Source organism: Lactobacillus amylolyticus DSM 11664 (assembly GCF_000178475.1).
Lineage (GTDB): Bacteria > Bacillota > Bacilli > Lactobacillales > Lactobacillaceae > Lactobacillus > Lactobacillus amylolyticus.
This window is the reverse complement of sequence record NZ_ADNY01000025.1, coordinates 1-19,756: the sequence shown is the minus strand read 5'-3', so window position 1 is coordinate 19,756 and position 19,756 is coordinate 1. Positions and strand designations below refer to the sequence as shown.

The following is a 19,756-nucleotide window of genomic DNA, read 5'->3' as shown; positions in this document are numbered from 1 at the left end:
GGTTTTTGTAGATTTGCTGAGAAAAATATGGCAAAATTAATAACTAATTAAAGGAGTTGAAATAATGGAAGATTTAAAAACTTTAGAACGAGAACTAAAAAAAGATTACTTTGTAATCAGCTCGATGATTTTTGCTCTATTTTTTGGTGCTGAGAACTTGATTTTCCCACTTCATTTAGGATAAATTGCAGGACATAATTGGTTTTTAGCCGCACTTGGTTTTTTAATTACGGCCGTGCTGTTGCCTTTATTATCAATTTTGGCAATTGCCTTGATTCATGCAAATGGAGTATATGAAATTGGATTACCTTTTGGATCTACATTGCATTGATTTTTATGACCTTAATTCACTTAACTATTGGTCCATTATTTGGAACTCCGAGAACTGCGACTGTTTTTTATACAGTTGGAATAGCGCCGTTTATCCCTAGTAATTACCAAAAATTAGGGTTGTTGATATTTTCAACCTTATTTTTTATATTTACTTACCTTATTTCTTATAATCAAAGCAATATTTTGGATAATTTAGGAAAAATTCTCAATTCGATTTTTCTTGTGTTGCTATTCTTGGTATTCATAGTTGCTTTCCTTTTTCCAATAGAGAATCCTAATACTGTTAAAAGCACCACAGACTATTTAACATCGTCTGGAGCCGTTATGAATGGCTTTTTACAAGGCTATAACACAATGGATGCTCTAGCCGGGTTAGCGTTCGGTGTAACGATTATCACGGCCATTCGTCAAATGGGTAAAAGGGAAGATAAAAGCATTGCGATTGGTGCAATGTCTCTTGGCAGAGTTGCCTGGTTCAGCTGACGGAGGAACCGCATTTTCTCAAATTGTTCAAAGCTATGCCGGTAAAATTGGTCAAGCAATTCTCTAGTTGCTGCTTTTGCGCAAGACTTTCATAAACATTTTTCTAAAATTAGTTATCATGGTTGGTTGGCTATTACTAGCATCAGTGCCTTCTTATTCGCCAATGTTGGCCTTGAGACGATCATTTCCTGGTCACAGCCTGCATTTTAATGCTGCTGTATCCAATTTCCATCATTTTAATTATTTTGGTCGTATTTACTCATTTCTTTAAAAAGAATCGAACGGTTTATGGTAATCAGTGTTCTATTTACTTTGGTTCCGGCAATTATGGATATGATTGTTAATATGCCAGCCGTTGTAAGTAAAAGCAGTTTTGGGCTTGCGATCGCGCATGTTAGAAATATGCTGCCGCTAGCTAACGAAGGATTATCGTGGTTCATTCCAATGATTGTTGGTTTAATCACCGGTACGATCGTTTTCAAAATTCAAGAAAAAGCAAAGTAGTAAAAAAGGGATCTATTTAGATCCCTTTTTGTTTTTCAGATAATTAATTAGATTTTTAACTTCCTGGTTCTTTATATTTTGCTTATTATAAGCTAAGTAAACTTGTCTTGTATTACGTGGCAGATCCACTTGAATTTGTTTAAGATCAAAATGATCTAAGAAGACGCTTTTAACAATTAAAGCCTTAAGGTCATTTGCAATTACTGAACTGGCCAGGCTTAGCTCATCCTTAGCAAAATTATGAATTTTTATATTTTTGTTTTTAGCGGTAATTGCCGTAGTAATGTTCTTACCTAAAGTCGATTTAGTCGAATATGTGTAAATATCTTCATTATCTAAATCTTTCAAACTGACTTTGTCTTTTTGAGCTAATTCATTATTTTTCTTAGTGATTAAAACAAGCTCCTCATTGTAAAGCGGTAGAAAAGTTAAATCGGAATAATTTTCATCTTTTGAACAAATACCCAAGTCGTATTTACCTGAGCGAAGACCTTCGCAAATTTCAGGTGAAAGAGCATCATCAAAGAAAAATTTAGCTTGCGTACTGCTTTCTTTTTGATATTCCTTGATGGTGGACAGTAAAAAAGTATTAAAGGATGTTGGGATACTTGCAATTGCTACAATATTCTTTTCGCGTAACTTTTGGCGTTCGATTTCGAGCTTAGCATCTTCAATAGAAGAAACAGATTCAATTGCGGTTTTATAAAAAATCTTGCCGTATTCTGTTAAAAATACCTTACCACCACTACGGTTGACCAATTGGCAACCTAACTCCGTTTCTAGCGATTTTAAGGAATTAGATAAACTAGGCTGTGATATGTTTAAATTTCTTGCAGCTTTAAGGAATTGTTTTTGTTCGACTAATTCTTTAAAGTATTACAATTGACGCAAATTCATGGTGGACACCCCTCACAATATATTCATTCCAGCTCCATGTTAATTATAAAAGAAAATATATCTACTGCAAATAAAAAAAGATTGAATATATAATAAATTCAATCTTTTTTAAAGTTTACCGCGCCAACCCGCGATATCCCAGGCTGTGAAGTCATAGTCTAATTTTTTACCATATATTTTTTCATAGGCCGCAACTTTTTGCTGATAGTCTTGTTGCTTCATCTTTTCTGAACGAGCTTGTAAACTCAATTTTACGTCCGGATAAATTACTGGCAAAACGTGCACGATATATTTAGTTTGATAAAAATTAGGATCTTTCTTTTCCAATTTAGATAAAGGTTGAATTTCAACGAAAGTAGAGATAACTGGGACATTTTGCTTAGCTGCAAAATAATAGGCCCCTCGCTGGAGTTTTCTCGGCTTGCGGTAATTCCACCACATCTCTTGTTCAGGGTAAATAAGGACCCAATTATCTTGATCTAGGGCATGATGCAAATGCTTGATGAAGTCGTTGCCAATATAATTAGGACTGTTAACTAAAGGAATCGTTCCAACATAATTCATCAAATATCTGAGAATCCCAGGAAGCATCAAATTAGTATCTTCAATTACGATGGAAAGCTTATGATGTTCCTTATTGGCCAAAGTTTTAATAGTTAATGCATCGAGCTGATTGAAGTGATTAGAAGTGATGATTGCACCGCCACGAGGCAAGTCACGCAAATTTTCAGTTCCAACGAATTCAGTAGTGCTGGTAATGGTTTTGGCCAAAACATTGAGCATTAAATGTCCAATTCCGTTGTTTAGCTTGCTGTAAATAGTATTCTGATGTTGCCAAAAGTTATTAACTAGCTTTAAGCGTTCGTCCAAGCTCATCACCGGATCACCGATTTCAACCTTGGCTGTGAAATCTCGCTTATTAGCAGCGGTCTGAATATTCTTAATTACTTGTTCGCGATTATCTCCAATAATCATAATGCCACCGAACCTTGTTTCTTAATCTGAGCCCAATTGTGGGGATCACGGGCAGTTACATCGGCTTTTTCAAGCATATGGTTTAACTTATTGCGATCCTGCTCGCGCTCTTGGTCAGTATAATTATCTAATTCTTGCTTCAATTCAGAATAGAACTTTGTTTGTCGAGCGTTTTCCCAGAAATATTTCTCATATTGAACATTGGTAAAGTGCCAAGGCTTAAAGAATAAATTGTAGTGAATTAAACCTGGATCTTTTATTTCAGGTGTATTTTCATTCGGCATTGCGTCCCAACGAGGATCAAGGTGCAAAATACTGTTTTCGCCTAATTCATTTAAATAATCCTGGTCAGGTGCAATGCAGTCGAAATGGTACTTGGTCAATAAGTCCATGAAGTGATCGATGAAGTGCTTGTCGCGGAAGGAATTACAGTTCATTACCAACATGCCGGAATTAATGTATTTCTTAGGATCAAGATCCAAAACATATTTAATATAGAAAAGCATTTTTTCGACAAACTGAATTGATGAATCCGTGCAGGCACCGAATAAATTATTGCCTAAATCGGTTTGATAAAGCTTGGCAATATCATCATTTAGTACTGTATCGCTGTCAATATAGATCGCCTTGTCATATTGCGGGAATAATTCCGGAATAAAGAGACGGTAGAAGATGGACGGTGTGAAAAAGTCGGCCCGCAAAAAATTTTCTTTTCGGTTTTTAATTGGGGCAACGAGTTCATTATTGATGTGGAAAAACTTAACGTGCACATTTTCAGTTGCCATCGCCATTAGATCGCCTTTATGCTTATCAGACAAATCTTGGTTTAAAAAATAAACGGTATAGTCAGTGTTTGGATCTGCTTTTTTAATTAAGGAATAAAGTGAAACAGCGGCATATTTCGTAAAATCATCGCTGATGCTGTAAAAGACAGGAATTGTCATTAGAATCTCCTTTACTATGATAACTTGTTTTTTAAATTTAAATATTGTTCTAACAGATCATCGTATTCGTGCAAATGTAATACGCTATGAACGCGTTCTACGTCCCAGGGCTTAACTGTTAACGTGTGGAAGTATGGTTTAAAGCGAAAACTGGTCGTAAAATGCTGAATCATGGTATCTGGCCGCAAATGGTACTGCTCATTATATTTGCGCGGTGCGATGCGTTTTCTGACAGCCAGCTTATTGATTGCTGATTGGTCAGGCAGGAACATCTTTTTCACTTGCATCATGTGCCGAACTTTTGCAAATAGCTTCGTTTGCTTAATTTCAGGCATATTGAATAAAAGAACGCCGGAATTCATATAGTCAAAGACGCGCTTGCTTTTCCAATTGTGGAAAAAGAAGCGACCCCAATAATCTAGTACGCCAACTAATTCCATGTGTCCCAAATCTTGATGGTAAAAAGCAGAAATATCCTTGCGAATAATAATGTCATCATCCAAATATAAGACACGGTCCGGAATTTGAGGCAATTGGTCAGCGAACAATCTGAGCATTGCGTAAGGAGTAAAACGGGTTCCCATATTAGCTGTTGGGGGCTGTTTAACAAAAAGCCGAGAACAGTCGATTAGTTCTAACGTGTTGTTTTTATTTTTTTCGACCAATAAAGAGCGAATAAAATCAGCCGCATGCTTAGAAAAAGGTTGATATTGATTGCCAGGCAGCTCCATTGTAAGAACATAGAGGTGCAGCTCTTCGTTTGTGTTTTTCAATAAAGAAAGAGTAGAGATGAGGACACCATCTTCGGCATGCTGATCTCCGCAAAAAAGAATGTTCATTGTTCTCCCAATTATTTTTTCTGATAGTGATAGTAATTATAATTGCTTAGTTTAGCACGACTAACTAAGCTCTTCCAAATCTGCTCGTGAAGTTTAGCCTGGGCCTGTTTCTTGTTTAGATTCTTATCCGGGTAAAAGGGTCCGTCAATATAGACGGTAATTTTTGGTCGCTTAAAGAATTTAGATCGGGTATAAGTGCTTGTCCACGTAAAGCTAGGAGCATTTAAAGCAACTGGAAAATGCATGCTGGTATCAGTGAAAGGGCGAATCCGAGTGTAATAAGGCCAAACGTGAGCTTCAGGATAAATGAGTACAACGCCATTCTTTTGCCTGATCACTTTTTTAACAGCCTTAAGCAGCTTAATCGATTGCTTGATATCTTTACCAACAGGCAGACCACCATAGCGAACCAAATGTTTGCCGATGAAGGGGATGCCCCAGTTAGCTTGGTCAGCGATTGCGTACATTTTTTGACAAGAAACAACCGTCAAAGGCGTAAAAACATCACCCATTGGCTGCGTGTGATTGCCATAGACGAAATATCCCTGATCAGCAGCTTTTTTTAGCTTATCTTTGCCCACAATATGAGTATGCAAAAACAAGCGCGAATAAATAAAACCAAAGCCGCAGGCTAGCGCACGAACTATTTTATTCCAGATGCGACCGGATAAGGAGGTGGGAAAAATCGCATAATCATCTGGCAAAGAAAAATCTTGCTGAGCAGAATTAACTACATCATCAGTTGTTTTCTCATAATAGTAAGTTTTCATGCTCAAGCCACCTTAAAAAATTATTAGTTTAATTCTATCATAAAAACAGATAGAAAGAAAAAGGACAGAACACATTGTGTCCTGTCCTTAATTTAGGTATAAAAAAGCACCGACTACTTGCAGTGACATTTCCATATTTGGTGGGTGGTGAGGGGATCGAACCCTCGACCCACGGATTAAGAGTCCGTTGCTCTGCCAGCTGAGCTAACCACCCATGTCATTGCTGACAGTTAATAATATTAACAATGATTCATTCTTTTGGCAAGTCTTTTTTTAGAAAAAAGCAAAAAAATAAAAGCCGCCGTTAAGCGACTATTATTTAAAGTTTATCAGTAATTTTGTATGGCTCACCATGTTTTTCATCGCGGGCATTTTCGGCAAGGTAAATTGCGTAGGTACCGTTCTTGGCATTCTTAGCAATAATAATTTGTCCAGCGGTTGGTTTATTTGCCTTAATAATTTGAGCGCTGCGGCGAGCTTCCTTGTAATCGTGTGATGAAGAAATTGCATCGCCAGGGTTAAAAAATACGTTTTCGTTGTTCATAAGAACGCCTCCCTATTTAAATCTTAGCTATATTTTACCAAGATTCGGTTACTAAAAGCTATCAAAAAGACGAAAACTAAGAAAATTTAAAAAATAAACAACAAAAAAGCGCCGCCGAAGCGATGCTTTAAAATAGTGGGTGGTGAGGGGATCGAACCCTCGACCCACGGATTAAGAGTACGTTGCTCTGCCAGCTGAGCTAACCACCCATGCCATAACTGACAACAATTATTATGCAATTTATTGTGAGCAAAATCAAGTGATTTTCAGAATTTTTTGTATATTTTTGGCTAAAAAAGCAAAAACCAGTATAATATATGAAGCAAAGGAGGCATTCTCGATGCCAAAGAAAATTCTCGTCGTCGATGATGAGAAGCCTATCTCTGATATTATCAAATTTAATTTAACCAAAGAAGGCTTCGACGTCGACACTGCCTATGATGGTGAAGAGGCTGTTCAAAAAGTTGAGGAATATGATCCAGACCTGATGATCTTGGACTTAATGTTACCTAAAAAAGATGGACTTGAAGTTGCACGTGAAGTACGGCAAACTCACGATATGCCCATCATCATGGTAACAGCTAAAGATACTGAAATTGATAAAGTTTTAGGACTTGAAATGGGTGCTGATGACTACGTAACCAAGCCTTTTTCTAACCGTGAATTAGTTGCACGGGTAAAGGCAAACTTGCGCCGTCGTGATATTGTTAAAAAAGCAGAAGCTGCAACCCAAGAGGAAGCCGATAAAAACATTAAGATCGGTAACTTGGTCATTATGCCAGATGCCTATATTGTTGAGAATAATGGCAAAAAGATCGAACTTACTCACCGTGAGTTTGAACTGCTATATTATTTAGCTCAACATATGGGACAAGTTATGACTCGTGAGCATTTATTGCAAACAGTTTGGGGTTATGACTACTTTGGGGATGTTCGGACCGTTGACGTAACTGTTCACCGGTTGAGAGAAAAGATTGAAGACAATCCAATTCAACCACAAATTTTGATTACTCGTCGCGGTGTTGGATACTACGTAAAGCAGCCAACCGAAGAATAATTTAGAAAGCTACAGGACTGCGAAAGTGTGTGGCTTTCTTTTTATATTGTGAATTTTGGAAGAGAATGAAAAAAATAAGAAAAGTACTAAAGCATACTTTCAATTCGATCAATACCAAGCTGGCGGTAGTGTTTATGCTAATGCTGCTAGCTACAATTGAAGTAATTGGAGCGTACTTTACTAGACAACTTGAACAAAGCAGTATTAAAAGTTTTCAAGAGACAATTCAAATTCCACCGATCGTCACCAATCAATTGGCCAGCCAATTGGCACATTATGGCAAAAATACTGACGATCGTCTGAATCGAATTATCAATGATTACGACACCAATTCTGATATTAGTGAAATTATTGTTGTAGATAATAAGGATATTATTCGGGCTGTTTCCAACTTGAATGATAAAAGTCGGATTGGACAAAGAGTCACCAATAATGATGTTAAGCAAGTTACTTCTACTGGTCGCCAGGTCACTAAAGTAATTGACGATAAGGGAAACTACATGGTGCAAATTTCACCATTGACCGGTGGCACTAGTTCAACCAACAGTGTTGGTGCGATTTATGTGCGGGCCAGCATGCAAGGAGTATTCGATGATTTGCGCAACACCTCATTGGCCTTCTTGGCTGCATCATTGATTGCGGCCCTTTTGGGAGCGATTTTATCACTGGTTATTTCGCGTGCGATTACGCGGCCGATTGAAGAAATGCAGCAGCAAGCATTGAATATTGCCAATGGTGATTATTCAAACCAGGTAAAGATCTATTCTGATGATGAATTGGGGCAATTAGGCAAGGCTTTTAACACTTTATCAATCAGAGTTGAACGATCACAGGAAGAGTCCGACAGTGAACGAAGGCGGCTGGATAGCGTTCTGTCGCACATGACCGACGGAGTGCTTGCGGCTGACCGGCATGGCAATGTTAATGTTGTTAACCAAATGGCGTTGAGCTTTTTAAATGTTAAAGAAAAAGACGTAATTGGCGAACCGATTAACAAGGTATTGGGGTTGAATGAATCAGCCCAAGACCTGATTGCTAACCAAAAAGAAATTGTTGTCACTGTCAATAGTGGTACGCGGGATGAAATGATTTTGCACGCTAGCTTCTCGCTGATTAAGCGGGTAACCGGCTTTGTTTCAGGTAGCGTTTGCGTTTTGCACGATGTTACTGAGCAGCAAAAGAATGAAAACTCGCAAAAGCAGTTTGTTTCCAACGTTTCTCATGAGTTAAGAACGCCTTTGACTAGTTTGCGGGCCTATATTGAAGCCTTAAACGAAGGTGCATGGAAAGATCCAACGATTGCACCGCAATTCCTTCAGGTTACTCAAGAAGAAACTGAACGAATGATCCGTATGATTAATGACCTGTTGAGCTTGTCCAGAATGGACCGTGGCGTTTCTAAGATGGATCTAGAGTGGGTCAACTTGAACGATTTTGTATCGCATATTCTTAACCGTTTCGATATGATTGTTAAAACCGATAAGAATACCGATAAAAAGAAGAAATACACTATTAGGCGTGAACTTGGCAATCAAGCCTTATGGGTTGAAATTGACACTGATAAGATGATGCAAGTAATCGATAATATTATGAATAACGCGATTAAATATTCACCTGATGGTGGCGTAATTACCGTTCGCTTAGTTCAAAACCAAAACCACGTTATTTTGAGCATTTCCGACCAAGGCTTGGGTATTCCAAGAAAAGATCTGGGCAAAATCTTCGACCGTTTTTACCGTGTCGACAAGGCAAGATCACGGGCTCAAGGTGGTACCGGTTTAGGCTTGGCTATTGCTAAAGAAATTGTGGAAGCCCACCATGGTAAGATTTGGGCCGACAGTAGTGAAGGCAACGGCTCAACCTTCTATATTTCCTTACCATACGAATCAATGAGTGAGGAGGATGACTGGGATGAAGTTTAAATCAAAATTTACTGACTGGCTGCTATTGCTGGTAACAGCGGGAGCTATTATCCTGTCAATCGTACTTTGGATTTTTATCATGACTAACGATCAGCGTTTTAGTCAGATCAATCAAGCAGACAGTTCATCTAAGCAACAGCTCAAGACGCGCAGTACCAAGTCGCTGTATGATTTGTGCATTCCTACTAATTCTTATGGCTATCGGAATGGTCAATTATATCGGCTGTACGATTCTAAGAACAACCTTTCCTTTGAATTTTCAAAGGATTTGCAAAAACTCAAGGTGACAAGCATTAAGCTGATTTCTTCTTCTCAAAGTCAATATGAAAAAATGCTGGCTAACCAAGATTATTTGCAACTGACATACCCTGATAAGATTACTTTCAGTGTTTTTGCAACAGGAACTTCTAAAAAAGACAATCGGCAGTTAAATCGAATTTTTATTTCTACCACCGGCAACAATCGTGAAATCTATGTCGGCAATGATAAGAATTATCGAATTTACCGTGTAAAAATCAAGAAGGGCGATTTTACGCGTTTACGTAAATATGCTCAAAACGCGCAATACAAGACTCCGATTAAATTCGTTAAAACCAAGCTGGGCTATACCGCCTACTACACTAAAACTGAAAAGTGGCGGATATACAGCTATCTGACTAATAAGCAAGCAGACTCATACTTTGTAGCTCGTTTGCTAGGAACTTCCGGAGTTTCAACGCGGACAAGCAAAAAGGGCTGGACAGCTTATTCATTGAATTATTCAACGAGATTGCGCGTGCCAAAAAGCAAGTCAAACAGCGATGATTATTTGTACACGCACTATGAAAAGAATCAGTATGTTACTAATACCAGCCGGTTATTAGATAGTATTTACTATGTTCACCTGATCGGGTTAACTGAACAGGACTTGCGTTTCTTTGACGCTGATGCAAGCAGTATTCGCTATACCAACTATGTTGAAGGTACGCCAGTCTTTTTAAACAAACATGAGGTGCAAGTTACCACGACATTTTCAACGGATTCAATTTCTGTTGCCTTTAACAGCATCAACCTGCAGATTCCAATTCCATTTGATGGGCAAACAACAACGCTTGCACCAACAAGTGAAGTGGTTGCTAAGTTGAAAGCACATGGCTTAGACGAATCAGAAATCGATGATATTGTCGTCGGTTCACAAGTTCAAAAAGACAGTACGCGCGATAATTTGGTAAATCTTGTCCCGACCTATTATGTGAAAGCCTATGGCGAATGGAAGTCGGTTGATGAATGGATGAAGCAGGATTTGACGGCATATCGCAGAACAATCAATCCCCAAAAAAGCGAGGCTAATTAAAAATGGATCATAAACGAATCGAATGGTTGTTTTTAATTGTTTTCTTGTTGATCGATATATATTTAGTCGTTGAAATTCTGCGGTCACCTGTTAGCTTGTCAGATTCTACTACTAGTTCAACTAATAATAGTATCCGTTCTGAGATGCGGGCAGATGGAATCGATTTGCCATCTAAGCTTTCGACAAGTCAGGCTTCAGGCTATTATTTGGCAGTTAAAAAGTCAGATTATTTGAGTAGCAAATTGACCTCTTTGACTCAGGTAAACGCCAGCTATTCAAAAACTGATAACAAATTAACGGCCACGCCTAAGAATATCGTCAGAATCAGCGGCAGCAAAAAGCAGATTTTGGCGGAACTGAATAAGTTTAAAAATGATTCGCGCAATGTTCCTTATGGCAAGCAATATCGCTATGAAGCAATCATGTCCGGCAGCAACAACTATACTTTCGTTCAAACGTCAGAATATGGTGACATTTATGATAGTGGGGCACAGCTAACGATCAACATTAAGTCCAAGACGATTGAAAACTATACTTTAAGCTACTTGGGTCCAGTAGTTGCAGTACGTGAACAGCAGTCTACTATTTCACCATGGCATGCGGTTCGTGCAATGTATACTGACCGTGAATTGGCAAATAACTCACGAGTTATGAAAGTTAGCCTGGGTTATTCTAAGTTAACCGAGGTGCGTGGCAGCACTATTTTGCTTCCAACTTGGCTGGTCTGGGTTGAAAACAAGGCGACCAAGAATGTAACTTTGAAGCGGGTAAACGCATTTACGGCACAAATGATTCAAACTAATACAACATATAACTAATGGAGACTGAAGGATAAGTGCAAGTTTCTGTTTTAGCCAGCGGCTCAACTGGTAATGTCAGCTTGCTGACGACCAGGCAGCATAAAATTTTGATGGATGCAGGTTTATCTGGAAAAAAGATAAAGAATTTGCTGGTTGAAGTTGGCGTGGATATCAATGAAATCGACATGACCTTTTTGAGTCACGATCATAGTGATCATAGCAGTGGATTAGGTGGCTTGATGCGGCGCTATCCTAAGATCGATGCTTTTGCCAATATCGGCACCTGGAATTATTTGCTGGATACCAATAAAATTGGTAAATTGCCGGTCGAACAGATCAATACTATTGAACCAGGGCAGGCACTGCTAGATGTGGTCACGCCGAAGACCAAGCATATCTTTTTAGCGCATCGCAGCCAGCATAATAATACTGAATATTTGGCGCATGATACTGCGGAAGAGATGCTGGTGCAGGGGGATGCCAGTTTGGATTCAGATGTAAAAATCATCGATACTGATCCGCAGAAGCCAACTAGTTTAGTAAAAATTTAGCCTTTTTGAAAGCAATATTCATATATTTTTCAAATTTGAGCAGTATATTTATATTAAAAGAAAAACAAGAAAGAGAGTAATGTGTATGGAGAATCAACAAAATAATAATCAAAACCCAAACCTAAACACTAACAGACCAAAAAAGAAAAACAATGTCTTAGTCAAAACAGCCATTGTTGGTGTCGTAGCCGGTTTAATCGGTGGTGGTGTTTCTTATACAGCACTTGATGCTATTAATAATGCACAAGTTGGCAACAGCAATACTGCTCAAACCAGCATTTCTTCAAGCAGTTCCAAGGTCTCTAAGACTAGTGCAAAAACTAGCGGAACAATGACCAGTGCTTACAATAAAGTTAAGGGCGCTGTTGTTTCAGTAATTAACTTAAAGCGGGAATCTTCATCAAGCAGTTCCATCATTGAAAGCATTTTTGGTGACAGCAGTGATAGCGACAGCTCTTCATCTGGCAGCGGCAAGCTTGAAACTTACAGTGAAGGTTCCGGTGTTGTTTATATGAAATCAAACGGTAAAGGCTACATCGTAACCAACAACCACGTTGTTTCTGGCGCTGATGCTGTTCAAGTAATGCTTGCTAATGGTAAAACCGTTAATGCCAAGATTGTTGGTAAAGATTCAACAACTGACTTGGCCGTTCTTTCAATCGACTCTAAGTATGTAACGCAAACTGCTTCATTTGGCGATTCTAAGAGCTTGCAAGCTTGTCAAACAGTAATTGCGATTGGTTCACCACTTGGTAGTGAATATGCTTCTACGGTAACGCAAGGGATTATTTCAGCTCCAAGCAGAACGATTACTACTTCTTCAGATTACCAACAAACTGTAATTCAAACCGATGCAGCCATTAACCCAGGTAACTCTGGTGGTCCATTGGTTAACTCTGCTGGTCAAGTAATCGGGATCAACTCAATGAAGCTGGCAGAATCAAGTGATGGTACTTCTGTTGAAGGGATGGGCTTCGCTATTCCATCTAATGAGGTTGTAACGATTGTTAACCAATTAGTGAAGAATGGTAAGATTACCCGTCCACAACTTGGAGTTAAGGTTATAGCTTTGAGTGGTATTCCTGAAAGTTACAGAAGCCGTTTGGGCATTCAATCAACTTTGAAGAGTGGTATCTATGTTGCATCTGTAACTAAGAATAGTTCAGCTTCAAAGGCTGGTATGAAGGCTAAGGATGTTATTACCAAAGTTGACGGTAAGACAGTAACTGATGTCGCATCGTTACACACCATTTTGTATAATCACAAAGTCGGTGATACTGTGACCGTAACCGTTAATAGAAATGGTAAGACACAAAACTTAAAAGTTACTCTTGAAAGTAATTAACAAGTAGAATATTCCATAATCAAAAATAAAAAAGGCGATGCAATGCGTGTTTCACGATTATATCGCCTTTTTTCTTAACTTTAAATTTGTGTAACAAGATAAAGTTCGGAAAATAAACTTGTCAAGTTTTCGAAAATTTTATAAGTTGTTGATAACTGTGGATAAAACTGTGAATTGTGGATAAGTGGGGTATAATGACTTGTTAATAACTGTGGATAAGTTGTGAATTGTGTGTAAGCATTAGTGAACAAAATATTGTTAAAACATCCGTTCATAGCATAATAATAGGCTTTTCACGCATAAAGTTTGTGAAAGAAGTTTTTCGCAGGGGCTGATGTGGGAAATTATTTTAAAAAAATTGAAGAAAGTTTTGAAACACAAGTTGTTGGAAAAAATAGATTAGGGACCACGAAATGTAGGTTATGCTTTTACACAGGTGTGGAAAACTACGGTGGAAACATTGTAGATTAGGGGATAAAATAAGATATTATGAATATCAAGATAGTTTGTGTTGGAAAATTAAAAGAAAAATACTTTAAAGATGCGATTGCTGAGTATGAAAAGCGCCTTAGCCATTTTGCCAAGGTGAAGATTGTGCAGGTGCCGGATGAAAAGGCTCCGGAGAAGCTTAGTGATGCACAAGATGAGCAAGTTAAGAAAATTGAAGGTCAGCGAATTCTTAGCAAGATTAAGGATAAGGAGTATGTTTATGTGACTGCGATTAAGGGAAAGCAGCGCAGCAGTGAGGAATTTGCGAAGGAGATTGCGGATTTAGGCACGTATGGTCATTCGGATATTACGTTTGTGATCGGCGGCAGTTTAGGTACGAGTGAAGCTGTGAATAAGCGTGGGGATGATTTGATTAGTTTTGGCAAGTTGACCATGCCGCATCAGCTTATGCGCGTTGTGCTGATTGAGCAGATTTATCGGGCTTTTATGATTAATAGTGGCAGTCCGTATCATAAGTGAAAAAACTCCAGCATTCTCATTTCAGAACAATTTGTGGGTATTAAGCATTGGTTTAAGAAGGAAATAATTCTATTTGCTAATATACAATTATTACTTAATTCAGAAGAAGTTTATAAACTGTCCAGATCATTGATTAGTGAGGTACATAACCAGGATTTAGTTTCGGTTGTTACAAGTAATACTTTATTAAATGCTGCATTTGTTTTAGTAAAAGATAAGCAACCTGATAAAGCTAAAGTAATTTTGAATACAACAAGTAAGTTGAATTATTCTAAAAATGATCTTTTGACTAATGTAAGAATCAAATTTATGAATACTTTATTAGCATATATTGATATTCATAAAGAGTATGTCATTAGTCAATTTTTAGATTCTTTAGAAGATAAAAATTTAAAAGAGAGCTATACATTTGCATTTCTTCAAATAAAACATATTTATAATTTTGGTAATAATTAATTACCGACATAAATTCGAACGTATCATTTCGTTTTGTTGTTAAAAAATCCCTAATTAGGGATTTTTTAACAATTTATTTTCAGGAATCATATATGATATAGGTGCTTTGGTAATAAGGCAAAATTGAGGTTTCTAATCAGCATAATTTCGACAATCGTTAGTGCTGCTGGTACCGCGCAAACAACAGACACAACCAATATTACTTTGACAAACGGGGACACAGTAAAAATTTTGGGTAAGGTATCAATCGTCTCAAATCCCGTTGATACTTCAAAGGCCGGTGAAAACTTCACCGTTCAATTATCTGGAGAAAATAATACAACCATTTCTTATCAAGTATACGTAAAACCTGCTACTTCAATTCAATTGTATCTTCCTGATAACTAAAACTATGTCAAAGGTTTAGGAGATACAGATACTTTCTATCAAGGCCGTACTTACTACGTTGGTAACCTTATTAGATACGAAAATGGAATTCTACACTGGTGTTTCAACAGTATCTGAAGCTTCCGCAAATGCAAATAATAATGCAACACTCTGGATTCAAACTAAATATTTAGCAACTAGCAAGGCCTCTACACCAAGCCTGGTTCAAAAGACTGTGACGCATGCAGCCCAAGGATATACAGCAGCTGGAACTAAGACTAAAAAGGTATTTTCAGCCTTTAGTACAGTCTGTGTAAAAGCTAATCCAATTCATATCGATGGTGGTCAATATTATACAAGTGGTGATTTCTATCAAGTTTACAATGCTGATGGAACCTACACTAATTACTACATCAGTGTCTCCAACATCGATGGCACTAAGCGTACATTGACCAAAAATGCCTACATCTGCGCAACGAGCACTCGCCGCGCTACCAAGACAGTCCTCAAGAAGGGCACAACAATCACTAAATATGGTGGTTCTTACAAGTTTAAGAACGGTAAACTTTACTACAGAATTCAAGGTGCAACCGCCACAAACAAGCGCTACGTAAAGGTTGCAAACTTTAAATAATCTAGGCTCACATAAAAAAGTCGCCATTCTATTTCACTTAGAATGGTGACTTTTTTAATCATTTTTATCTAACCATCTGCACAACAAATCAATATATTCATCAGTCTTCTGCACAAATGGCATATGGCCGCAATATTCAAATAGTTGCCATTCACTGCCCTTAATTCTGTCATGCATCGACTTCGCAACATATGGCGTGCATAAATCGTCAGTCCCGCTAGTAATCAAAGTCGAGACCTTTATTCTATCTAATTTGTCTGTGTATTCATAATCGTGTAAATTGCCTTCCGGCGTGTATTCATTTGGTCCCCACGCAGTTTCATAAGCCAAGGTTCCGCTCTTTTTCTTCCGGCGCACGCATTTAGGCAAATCAGCACTCATCTTGATAACATGCTGACTCATGAAGTGGTCGTTAGCCTTCAAATAAGCAGAGCCAGTAAAACTGTTCTTGTCTTCAGCTGCTTTAATTGCTGCCTTTTCGTCATCCGGCAAATATTTGATCATCCGGTGGAGCTCTCTTGACCACAAACTAGCTGAAGCCAAAGTCGAGGAGAGGATCACACTTTTAATTCCTTCAGGTTGATAATCGCATAAATAAATGATTGCGAGCATGCCGCCCCAAGACTGACCCAACAGATGGATTTTCTTCAATCCCAGCTGCTCACGCAAATTCATCAATTCTTTTACCCAAGTTTCCTTAGTGTAAAGTTCTGGGTGATCGTCAGGGATGCTTGAATTGCCGCAGCCCAACTGGTCATACATGATAATTTGACGCTGATTCTTGGCAGCCAATTCATCCAAAACCTCAAAATAATTGTGGCTTGATCCAGGACCGCCATGAAGCAAAACCAACGGTGCCTTCGAACTTTTAGTACCTACAATTCGATAATAAGTTTCATAACCCATGAATGGGATTTTTCCTTCAGTAATTTGCATCATTTTCACCTAAAAATAAATAAACAAATATTGAACAAAAACAGAATCAATACAAAAATACACCAATCATTGCTGGTCAACGGGATCTTAATGATTGCCGACCGCTCTTTTCCTTCAACGTAGCCATGAGATTCCATTCCCTGAGCTAAATTCTCAGAGGAGGATAAAGCCACCAAAATTGCCTTGAAATACAAAATCGGTGACCAGAAGCTCAAATATACGCTCCGCATCATTGCCGCTGTTCTGATTCGTTTCACCGCCATCTGCATGCGCGGAATAATATTCAAGGCTGCCAATGCTCCATATGCGAATTTGCTCGGCAAATGCAGATTTTGTTCAAAAGAACGGGCCAACTGAGCAGCTATTGTTGTTTTAACGACACAGGCAATGCTCAAAACATAAGCATAAACACGGCTGGCCAATACCCATGCATAATAATGATCCGGCTTGGTTGAAAACCAGTACAAGGTCGCAAAAATAGTAAATGCCGCAATCAACGGAACTGTCAGCAATAAACCCAAATCCTTAAGCGAGATCTTGTGCCACAGCAAATAAAGCAGTGCACAAACAATGACGATGCTATTCGTAGTCAAAGATGCCTTCAATGATATTTCCAGGGAAATAATAAAAACTAAAATGAATTTTATACTGGGATTCATGCTTGCACCTCACTTACATATTTTAGCTTCTGTGCCTCAAAAACGAGGTGGTAGTCGCATAAATCTGCGAGCTCGGCTACTTGGTGGCTGATGATTAAAAAGCTCTTATGGAGTTCTTTTTGGCTCTCTTGCATTAAAGCAATTACCTGTTTGATCGATTCGTGATCTAATCCAGACAAAGGCTCGTCAATAAGCAAAACCTCATGCTGACCAAGCAGCATAAGCAGAATTTGCAGCTTCTTTTTCTGCCCACCAGATAAAGAATAAACGATTTGATCCAAATGAGAGTCCAACTGGAGTTTCTTAAGTGCGGCCGCAATTCGCTCATCAGTAAAAAATGAATTGCGCGTTTTCTTGCTTAATTCGATCTCTTCACGCACAGTCACTTTTAAAAATTGATCATCAGCTGCCTGAAAGATTTGTGCCACTTGGCGCAGATACTTCCGTGGCTTCAATTTGCTGATCTCATTTTGGTGAAAACAGAGGCTGCCGGAATAAGGAATCATTTGCGTTAATGCCTTAAAAAAAGAAGTTTTGCCGACACCATTAGGACCGGTAATCAAAACGTTTTTGCTACTTTCAAGCTGCAATTGCTCCTGCATCAGTAAAGTACGCCCTTGCTTTATTTCTGTTTTGTTCAATGAAAACAAAGACTGAGCTATCTTATTAGGCAATGCAAAGGAAACCTTTTTTAGCGGTTTAGCTGCAAATAGTGCATCTTTTTCCTCATCGTCCAGCAGCGTGATTGTTTTATTTTTCATTTCGTATACTCGGTCGCAAACAGCGGTATAATCCGTGAAAACATGATCGCTAATGACGATCGTCTTGCCTTGATCGCGCAACTGTCCTAATTTTTCGATTAAAAATTTCCGTGCTTCTGGATCACAACTGGCAAAAGGCTCATCTAACAAGAAAAGATCTACGTCCATTGCTACCAGCACAGCTAATGCTACCCGTTGCTTTTCGCCACCAGATAAAGTGCTGATCTTTTGATCGAGCATTCTGCTAATCTGTGTGAAGGTCACAGCCTTTTTCAGTCGGCCTTCATATTCAACCTGATTGAGTTGCAAATTTTCTAACGCAAAAATAATTTCATCGCGCGGGGTAGCCATTGTAAACTGTTCATCAGCGTTTTGAAACATCATCGCATGACTTAAAGAGGTAATGACTCGGCCCTTTGTATGACCAGCATATTTAGGATATAAGCCGGCCGTCAATTTTAATAAAGTCGACTTGCCACAGCCGGTAGGCCCGATTAATAATGAAAATCCATTAGGTATTGTTAGATTTAAATTTTTGACAATATAATCATCCTTTTTGTAACTAAAATACAGATGATCAAATTTAATTGATGCCATCATAAAATTTTCCCATTAAATAAAACTAATATACTGTCTCTATTTTAACGAATGTTACCGCTTTTTGGGATATAATGTTTCTATAGATGTATTGTTATACAAAAGGGAAGGTGGACCAATGGCAGCTGTTGCTATAGATCAATATCTGGCTAGTATTTTGCGTTCTAACAACGAAGATACCAACGAAATCAAGTTGAAAAACGGCAATCCGGATTTTGATCTTTTTTCAATCTACCTTGAAAATCATAATAAGGGTCTGCATTATTATTCTAGCGATGTAGCGACCATTCTATATGTAGTTAGCGGCGAAGCAATTGTAAAAAGTGGCGAAAAGAGTTTAGCAATGAAGGCAGGAAATGTTCTTTTGCTAACTGAAAACGCCAAATATGGAGTTGAAAGTCAAACTCAAGATACGGTATTAGCGAAAATAAAATTCCAGCCCGGCTTCAATTATCGTAATTTCTTTAAAGATTTTGCTTATCAAGGCAGCAGAGAAGAAAAAATTATTAAACAAATAGTCTCTAGCCTGACAAATGAACATGTTTTGTGGCTCAAGAATAATCAGATTACGCGTGCATCACAAGTGATGCAGCACATCATTAATGGCTATTTGAATAACGAATTGTTTGCCAGAGCTCTAATTGGGGCTGAATTGACAGTTATGATTATTTTATCGATTAGAGCTCAGCGTTTGGTAACGCCAGCTAGTCTTGATAAGACGAAATTCGAAGGCAGCGTGCTCGATAATTACATTGATAATCACTTTACTGATATTACGTTAACTCAAGCAGCAAAGTACTTCGGCTTTAATCCAAACTACTTCTCAAATATGGTTAAGCAAAAGACAGGCAAAAGCTTTGTCAGTCATGTTGATGAACGCAGAATGCAGGAAGCACGAACCTTGCTAGCCCAACCAGATGTTTCGCTTAAAGAAATCATTGGCCGGGTTGGTTATTCAAGCAAGTCCTTCTTCTATAAGAAGTTCAATCAATATTATGGCGAAACGCCGGCAGTGATGCGTGAACGATTATTCCGGCAAGCAAATATTAATTTGAAATAAAAAACAGATCTCAAAAGAGAT

General features: G+C 38.3%; 20 protein-coding genes, 2 tRNA genes and 2 pseudogenes. 12 read left to right on the top strand and 12 right to left on the bottom strand.

Going from position 1 to position 19,756, the window contains the following annotated elements:
• The first annotated feature begins 64 nt into the window (after positions 1-64).
• Positions 65-1,320: pseudogene (locus HMPREF0493_RS09345) on the top strand (branched-chain amino acid transport system II carrier protein).
• Between the two features lie 12 nt (positions 1,321-1,332).
• On the opposite strand, the gene HMPREF0493_RS03100 reads toward HMPREF0493_RS09345, so the two are convergent.
• From HMPREF0493_RS03100 to HMPREF0493_RS03065, 9 genes and pseudogenes are all read right to left on the bottom strand, one after another.
• Positions 1,333-1,935: a LysR substrate-binding domain-containing protein gene (locus HMPREF0493_RS03100; RefSeq protein ID WP_338085300.1), complete on the bottom strand. Its 603-nt coding sequence runs from the start codon at positions 1,933-1,935 to the stop codon at positions 1,333-1,335.
• Between the two features lie 108 nt (positions 1,936-2,043).
• Positions 2,044-2,184: pseudogene (locus HMPREF0493_RS09200) on the bottom strand (helix-turn-helix domain-containing protein); the annotation flags it as partial.
• A 141-nt stretch (positions 2,185-2,325) separates the two neighbouring features.
• Positions 2,326-3,192: a lysophospholipid acyltransferase family protein gene (locus HMPREF0493_RS03095; protein ID WP_006351821.1), complete on the bottom strand. Its 867-nt coding sequence runs from the start codon at positions 3,190-3,192 to the stop codon at positions 2,326-2,328.
• Positions 3,189-4,136, bottom strand: coding sequence for a glycosyltransferase family 8 protein (locus HMPREF0493_RS03090; protein WP_006351820.1), 948 nt, complete (start codon positions 4,134-4,136; stop codon positions 3,189-3,191). The genes HMPREF0493_RS03095 and HMPREF0493_RS03090 overlap by 4 nt, the downstream gene beginning before the upstream one ends.
• 14 nt (positions 4,137-4,150) lie before the next feature.
• Positions 4,151-4,975 carry a glycosyltransferase gene (locus HMPREF0493_RS03085; RefSeq protein WP_006351819.1) on the bottom strand — a complete coding sequence of 275 codons (825 nt, stop codon included), beginning with the start codon at positions 4,973-4,975 and terminating at the stop codon, positions 4,151-4,153.
• A gap of 11 nt (positions 4,976-4,986) precedes the next feature.
• Positions 4,987-5,745, bottom strand: a complete 759-nt coding sequence (locus HMPREF0493_RS03080; RefSeq protein ID WP_006351818.1) for a lysophospholipid acyltransferase family protein — start codon at positions 5,743-5,745, stop codon at positions 4,987-4,989.
• Positions 5,746-5,883: 138 nt separating this feature from the next.
• Positions 5,884-5,959: transfer RNA gene (locus tag HMPREF0493_RS03075), tRNA-Lys, on the bottom strand.
• 105 nt (positions 5,960-6,064) lie between these two features.
• Positions 6,065-6,289, bottom strand: coding sequence for a hypothetical protein (locus tag HMPREF0493_RS03070; RefSeq protein WP_006351817.1), 225 nt, complete (start codon positions 6,287-6,289; stop codon positions 6,065-6,067).
• Between the two features lie 136 nt (positions 6,290-6,425).
• A tRNA-Lys gene (locus tag HMPREF0493_RS03065) sits at positions 6,426-6,498 on the bottom strand.
• Between the two features lie 131 nt (positions 6,499-6,629).
• On the opposite strand from HMPREF0493_RS03065, the gene yycF reads away from it, so the two are divergent.
• The 10 genes from yycF to HMPREF0493_RS03015 all read left to right on the top strand — a co-directional run bounded on the left by yycF (position 6,630) and on the right by HMPREF0493_RS03015 (position 15,722).
• Positions 6,630-7,346 carry a response regulator YycF gene (gene yycF, locus HMPREF0493_RS03060; protein WP_040457079.1) on the top strand — a complete coding sequence of 239 codons (717 nt, stop codon included), beginning with the start codon at positions 6,630-6,632 and terminating at the stop codon, positions 7,344-7,346.
• A gap of 65 nt (positions 7,347-7,411) precedes the next feature.
• Positions 7,412-9,268, top strand: coding sequence for a cell wall metabolism sensor histidine kinase WalK (gene walK, locus HMPREF0493_RS03055; RefSeq protein WP_006351815.1), 1,857 nt, complete (start codon positions 7,412-7,414; stop codon positions 9,266-9,268).
• Positions 9,258-10,601 (top strand): YycH family regulatory protein, encoded by a 1,344-nt coding sequence (locus HMPREF0493_RS03050; protein ID WP_006351814.1) that lies wholly within the window; start codon positions 9,258-9,260, stop codon positions 10,599-10,601. The genes walK and HMPREF0493_RS03050 overlap by 11 nt, the downstream gene beginning before the upstream one ends.
• Before the next feature lie 2 nt (positions 10,602-10,603).
• The gene (locus HMPREF0493_RS03045) at positions 10,604-11,419 is read left to right on the top strand and encodes a two-component system regulatory protein YycI (RefSeq protein WP_006351813.1); all 816 of its coding nucleotides are present in this window, start codon (positions 10,604-10,606) and stop codon (positions 11,417-11,419) included.
• 17 nt (positions 11,420-11,436) lie between these two features.
• The gene (locus HMPREF0493_RS03040; protein ID WP_006351812.1) at positions 11,437-11,952 is read left to right on the top strand and encodes an MBL fold metallo-hydrolase; all 516 of its coding nucleotides are present in this window, start codon (positions 11,437-11,439) and stop codon (positions 11,950-11,952) included.
• An 85-nt stretch (positions 11,953-12,037) separates the two neighbouring features.
• Positions 12,038-13,297 (top strand): S1C family serine protease, encoded by a 1,260-nt coding sequence (locus HMPREF0493_RS03035; RefSeq protein ID WP_006351811.1) that lies wholly within the window; start codon positions 12,038-12,040, stop codon positions 13,295-13,297.
• Between the two features lie 489 nt (positions 13,298-13,786).
• On the top strand, positions 13,787-14,266 hold the full coding sequence (gene rlmH / locus HMPREF0493_RS03030) for a 23S rRNA (pseudouridine(1915)-N(3))-methyltransferase RlmH (protein WP_006351810.1): 480 nt from the start codon (positions 13,787-13,789) through the stop codon (positions 14,264-14,266).
• A 33-nt stretch (positions 14,267-14,299) separates the two neighbouring features.
• A complete protein-coding gene (locus HMPREF0493_RS03025) occupies positions 14,300-14,722 on the top strand; it encodes an Rgg family transcriptional regulator (RefSeq protein WP_006351809.1) in 423 nt (140 codons plus the stop codon).
• 123 nt (positions 14,723-14,845) lie between these two features.
• The gene (locus tag HMPREF0493_RS03020) at positions 14,846-15,109 is read left to right on the top strand and encodes a hypothetical protein (protein ID WP_040457068.1); all 264 of its coding nucleotides are present in this window, start codon (positions 14,846-14,848) and stop codon (positions 15,107-15,109) included.
• 58 nt (positions 15,110-15,167) lie between these two features.
• Entirely contained in the window at positions 15,168-15,722 is a 555-nt protein-coding gene (locus tag HMPREF0493_RS03015) for an SLAP domain-containing protein (protein WP_236692634.1), read from the top strand.
• Positions 15,723-15,776: 54 nt separating this feature from the next.
• Here HMPREF0493_RS03015 and pepI read toward each other — a convergent pair whose 3' ends face one another.
• From pepI to HMPREF0493_RS03000, 3 genes are read right to left on the bottom strand one after another with little or no spacing between them, the layout of a single operon-like run.
• A complete protein-coding gene (gene pepI / locus HMPREF0493_RS03010; protein WP_275452910.1) occupies positions 15,777-16,661 on the bottom strand; it encodes a proline iminopeptidase in 885 nt (294 codons plus the stop codon).
• A 2-nt stretch (positions 16,662-16,663) separates the two neighbouring features.
• Positions 16,664-17,317, bottom strand: coding sequence for an energy-coupling factor transporter transmembrane component T family protein (locus HMPREF0493_RS03005; protein WP_006351805.1), 654 nt, complete (start codon positions 17,315-17,317; stop codon positions 16,664-16,666).
• Positions 17,314-18,678, bottom strand: coding sequence for an ATP-binding cassette domain-containing protein (locus HMPREF0493_RS03000; protein ID WP_006351804.1), 1,365 nt, complete (start codon positions 18,676-18,678; stop codon positions 17,314-17,316). The genes HMPREF0493_RS03005 and HMPREF0493_RS03000 overlap by 4 nt, the downstream gene beginning before the upstream one ends.
• 115 nt (positions 18,679-18,793) lie before the next feature.
• Here HMPREF0493_RS03000 and HMPREF0493_RS02995 point away from each other — a divergent pair, with 115 nt between their 5' ends.
• Complete coding sequence (locus HMPREF0493_RS02995; protein ID WP_006351803.1) at positions 18,794-19,735, top strand: helix-turn-helix domain-containing protein; 942 nt, start codon at positions 18,794-18,796, stop codon at positions 19,733-19,735.
• Positions 19,736-19,756 lie beyond the last annotated feature (21 nt).

Excerpts from the sequence above, each read along its gene's own strand:
- HMPREF0493_RS03000 (WP_006351804.1), bottom strand. The coding sequence starts at position 18,678 with ATGATGGCATCAATTAAATTTGATCATCTGTATTTTAGTTACAAAAAG.
- rlmH (WP_006351810.1), top strand. The coding sequence starts at position 13,787 with ATGAATATCAAGATAGTTTGTGTTGGAAAATTAAAAGAAAAATACTTT.
- HMPREF0493_RS03045 (WP_006351813.1), top strand. The coding sequence starts at position 10,604 with ATGGATCATAAACGAATCGAATGGTTGTTTTTAATTGTTTTCTTGTTG.
- HMPREF0493_RS03085 (WP_006351819.1), bottom strand. The coding sequence starts at position 4,975 with ATGAACATTCTTTTTTGCGGAGATCAGCATGCCGAAGATGGTGTCCTC.
- HMPREF0493_RS03035 (WP_006351811.1), top strand. The coding sequence starts at position 12,038 with ATGGAGAATCAACAAAATAATAATCAAAACCCAAACCTAAACACTAAC.
- HMPREF0493_RS03050 (WP_006351814.1), top strand. The coding sequence starts at position 9,258 with ATGAAGTTTAAATCAAAATTTACTGACTGGCTGCTATTGCTGGTAACA.
- walK (WP_006351815.1), top strand. The coding sequence starts at position 7,412 with ATGAAAAAAATAAGAAAAGTACTAAAGCATACTTTCAATTCGATCAAT.
- yycF (WP_040457079.1), top strand. The coding sequence starts at position 6,630 with ATGCCAAAGAAAATTCTCGTCGTCGATGATGAGAAGCCTATCTCTGAT.
- HMPREF0493_RS03080 (WP_006351818.1), bottom strand. The coding sequence starts at position 5,745 with ATGAAAACTTACTATTATGAGAAAACAACTGATGATGTAGTTAATTCT.
- HMPREF0493_RS03070 (WP_006351817.1), bottom strand. The coding sequence starts at position 6,289 with ATGAACAACGAAAACGTATTTTTTAACCCTGGCGATGCAATTTCTTCA.
- HMPREF0493_RS03095 (WP_006351821.1), bottom strand. The coding sequence starts at position 3,192 with ATGATTATTGGAGATAATCGCGAACAAGTAATTAAGAATATTCAGACC.
- HMPREF0493_RS03090 (WP_006351820.1), bottom strand. The coding sequence starts at position 4,136 with ATGACAATTCCTGTCTTTTACAGCATCAGCGATGATTTTACGAAATAT.
- pepI (WP_275452910.1), bottom strand. The coding sequence starts at position 16,661 with ATGATGCAAATTACTGAAGGAAAAATCCCATTCATGGGTTATGAAACT.
- HMPREF0493_RS02995 (WP_006351803.1), top strand. The coding sequence starts at position 18,794 with ATGGCAGCTGTTGCTATAGATCAATATCTGGCTAGTATTTTGCGTTCT.
- HMPREF0493_RS03005 (WP_006351805.1), bottom strand. The coding sequence starts at position 17,317 with ATGAATCCCAGTATAAAATTCATTTTAGTTTTTATTATTTCCCTGGAA.